The sequence below is a fragment of the Phytohabitans kaempferiae genome (assembly GCF_042433955.1).
In the GTDB taxonomy this organism is placed as follows: Bacteria; Actinomycetota; Actinomycetes; order Mycobacteriales; family Micromonosporaceae; genus Phytohabitans; species Phytohabitans kaempferiae.
Window position 1 is genome coordinate 1 of the sequence record NZ_JBHLUH010000019.1, and the last position, 3,196, is coordinate 3,196.

Annotated in this window: 4 protein-coding genes; all 4 read right to left on the reverse strand. The window is 63.2% G+C overall.

The annotated features are described in order from the left end of the window. Positions 1–265: 265 nt before the first annotated feature. The 4 genes from ACFFIA_RS13465 to ACFFIA_RS13480 all read right to left on the reverse strand — a co-directional run bounded on the left by ACFFIA_RS13465 (position 266) and on the right by ACFFIA_RS13480 (position 3,147). On the reverse strand, positions 266–646 hold the full coding sequence (locus tag ACFFIA_RS13465) for a hypothetical protein (RefSeq protein ID WP_377250536.1): 381 nt from the start codon (positions 644–646) through the stop codon (positions 266–268). A 341-nt stretch (positions 647–987) separates the two neighbouring features. Further along, the gene (locus ACFFIA_RS13470; RefSeq protein WP_377250539.1) at positions 988–1,743 is read right to left on the reverse strand and encodes an alpha/beta fold hydrolase; all 756 of its coding nucleotides are present in this window, start codon (positions 1,741–1,743) and stop codon (positions 988–990) included. Between the two features lie 124 nt (positions 1,744–1,867). Beyond that, positions 1,868–2,806, reverse strand: a complete 939-nt coding sequence (locus tag ACFFIA_RS13475; RefSeq protein ID WP_377250541.1) for an ornithine cyclodeaminase family protein — start codon at positions 2,804–2,806, stop codon at positions 1,868–1,870. Positions 2,807–2,826: 20 nt separating this feature from the next. Continuing rightward, the gene (locus tag ACFFIA_RS13480) at positions 2,827–3,147 is read right to left on the reverse strand and encodes a proline racemase family protein (protein WP_377250544.1); all 321 of its coding nucleotides are present in this window, start codon (positions 3,145–3,147) and stop codon (positions 2,827–2,829) included. Between the last annotated feature and the right edge of the window lie 49 nt (positions 3,148–3,196).

The window sequence follows — 3,196 nt, forward strand, 5'->3', positions numbered from 1 at the left end:
GCGGGTCAGCCGGCTCAGGTCACCGGTGGAGGCGACGACGACCGCGGCGGTGACGTGTGCCGGCGGCAGGTCGGGGCCGGCGAGCACGGAACAGCGGCATCGCGGCATGGCCATGGCGGCCGGCGACGGCGTCCAAGCCGCCGACCTGCTGCGGCCTGCACAAGAGCAGGCAGGGACCGGCTGAATTCATGGATCGGGTCCCGGTGAACCAACCGGGGCGACGCCGAGGCAACGGATGAATACGTGACTACGGGGCGGCGAAGGTCTACTTCACCCGAGTGGAAAGGAAGCGCCCTGCTGACACGTAGCCGAGGCCCTGCCCGCCGGCCGCGGTGGTCACAGCGCCGCCTGCCACTACCGGCTCCGGTTCGGCGACCCGGTCCGCGGCCGCCGCCGGCGTCGAGGCGGCGGGGGTGGCCGGTGGTAGCGCCTGGGGCGCAGCGGCGACCGTCAGCGCACGGATCAGCAGGCCCATGTCGATCGGCGGCAGGTCGGTTGCAGCGAGCCCGCCGCCAGCGGCCGCCCGCACGCTCAGCTCAGTGATGCGGGCCTGACCAGTCGACGTATCCACCCGTACCGTCGTCAACGCGTCATCGGCGCCCGTCGTAGCGTTGTCCGGCGTGATCGTGATGACGAACCTACTCATGAAGCCTCCTCATTGGACGGCAATGCTCTTCCCACGACGGGTCGCGCCACCTCACACGACCATGCGCCATGTCAGCGTTGAGACGGACGAGCCTCCATCGATCGATAACCAAGAAACTACATTTAGATCGGTCACGCTGCGCAGCCAAGGCCAGCCGAGGTACGTGGCTCAGCCACATCGGACATCGCGATCTGACGCCCAAGGCTTCACCTTGCACCAAAGCCGAAGACGGACGACGCAGCGGAATCCCACTGGCTGGTGGAGGAGTTGGCGGCCTGTCCTTGTCGGGTGGCCCGGGCAAAGCAACTGTCACGACAAGCCAACAATTGGAACACACAGCGCTAGTCCGACCCCGCCGCCGAGTAACCAACCCTAATCAGGAAGCCCGACAGCGCGTCGCTGAACTCGTCTGGACGTTCCATCATCAGAAACGGGCCGGTACCGTCGATCTGTCTTGATTCGTAGTTCGAGAGCGAGGATCGTACGAGCACCTCATCGGGAAGCTTCGACGAGGCTCCGTAGATCGCCAGCGCAGGTACGTCGGATTGGGGGTATCGGCGTCCGCGTTCGCGCATTTTAGCCGACCGGATGGCTATCGCCGTCTCCTCGGGTGTCGCCAGCGCCACGGTTAGGAGCTTGGATCGCACGTCATCGGGAGTGTCGGGTGTGAACTTGCTGCGCACGATCATCTCTCGCGCCGCCTCGTCGAGCGCACCAGTGTTCCACCCTGGATTCATCTGAGGCATCGTGCGCGGGTCCAGATCGCCCTCCACACCAACCAGAGCAGCAGCCCGCAAAGGATGGAGGCGGGCGTACAGGCTGACAATCGTGGCGCCCATGGCGTGCCCAACCAGCGCGACGCGATCCGCTCTTGCAGCAGCCCTGACCGAATCGACTGCAGCGACATAGTTCTCAAAGTCTGCCCTCGCCTGCATCGCATGAGAGCGACCGTGACCCGGAAGATCAAGCGTGATGACGCGGAAGGTCTCCGCTAGGACATCGACCTGCGCGTCCCAGATCGTGTGGTCGCACATGCCGCCATGAACGAGTAGCAGCGCCGGCCCGTTTCCGTGCTCCGTCCAGTAACCGACCTCCATCGTGTCTATCGGCACCCATCGTGGTCAGTCTTCGACGCGGGCGGTACCGCAACAGGCCGGTTCAAGTTGAGGAGTGCAGCTGTTGTCATACGCGACTGGGTTTGTACTTGACCAACTCGTGCCATCAGGAACCGCCTGGATCACGGTTCGGGCGAGCTAGCGCTGCGTTCGCGACGACGAGGTCTTCCCAGGACATTCCCGTGCTCTTGAAGACGTAGGGACAGCCCGCTGGAATCGGAACTGCGGCGGACACTACCGATGCCAGCGAAACGATGTCATGCGGGTCGAGCGCGCCCTCATCGATCGCTTGGATGATGTCGCCCGCCTCGCGTCTACTCGTCTCGACATCTTCAACTACCACGAGCGACCTACGAAGAAGGCCGGAAGGGAGTTCACGCGCTCCCGGTTCATGTGAGCCCACTGCAATCACGACGGGTTGGAGTCCAACGTGTAAGTCGTCAAACAACGGTTCGCGCGCCGTCGTGGCAGCGACGACAACGTCTGCCGTCTGCAGTCGATCGCGGAGTTCTGCGCTGTCGGAGGACAGGCAGAGGGCATCTTGATCGCCGAGCCGCTCATTCTCGGAAACCACGCCCCGAACCGCGACAGTCAAGCTCGCGATTCCAAAAGGAAGCGTCGAACTCAGCGCATCAATGTGAGCTAGAGCTTGGGGCCCTGACCCGAAGACCACGACGTTGGCTCCTGTCTGGAGCCGGGGCAGCGCCGGCCGGATTGCTGCCATGGAGACGGCTGCCGTGCGGATCCTGGTTAGTTCAGTTCCATCGAGCATCGCGGTCAGGGCCAAGCTGTCCGCGTCGAATACGAGATACGTTGCTTGAATCCTGAGGGCGCCCCTGTCAGGCACGCCGTCGGCCACCATCGCGACTTTGAGGCCGATACGCGAATGGTCTTCGGAAGGCATCAACAACGCGTGACCGTTGCGGAGTCGAACCGCTGAACGCGGGATGTCAGCTGCCGGGTCAAGACCGTCGCGGATCGCATCTTCTATCGCCCGGACCGCATCCTCCATTTTGAGCGTAGCCGCGAGTTCGGCACCGTCCACGAACTGAACATTGCGCGGCCTCATCGCAACACGAAGCCGGGAACGAGAGGATCCCTCTGGTCAACTGTGAACTCTGACGTCCCCGTCTTGTATGCCATGCCGCTAATGCGAGGGAGGACGGCGGGGTACCCGTCAGCAACGGTTCGGTCCACAGCTACGCATTCGAACTTGGAACCCACTATCGATTCGTTGATCAGCGTTTGCTCAAGAGCCAACTGATCTCTTGCTACGAGGGTAGCCACGCGAGCACACGATCCAGACCCGCAAGGGGAGCGATCTACCTCGCCATCAGCGAACACAGTTACGTTCCGCTGCACTAGGGCAGGTCCGCTGTTACCCACGGCCCCGGCGTTGTTCGGGAGTGTCCGGTTTGATCATGATTTGTTAGAT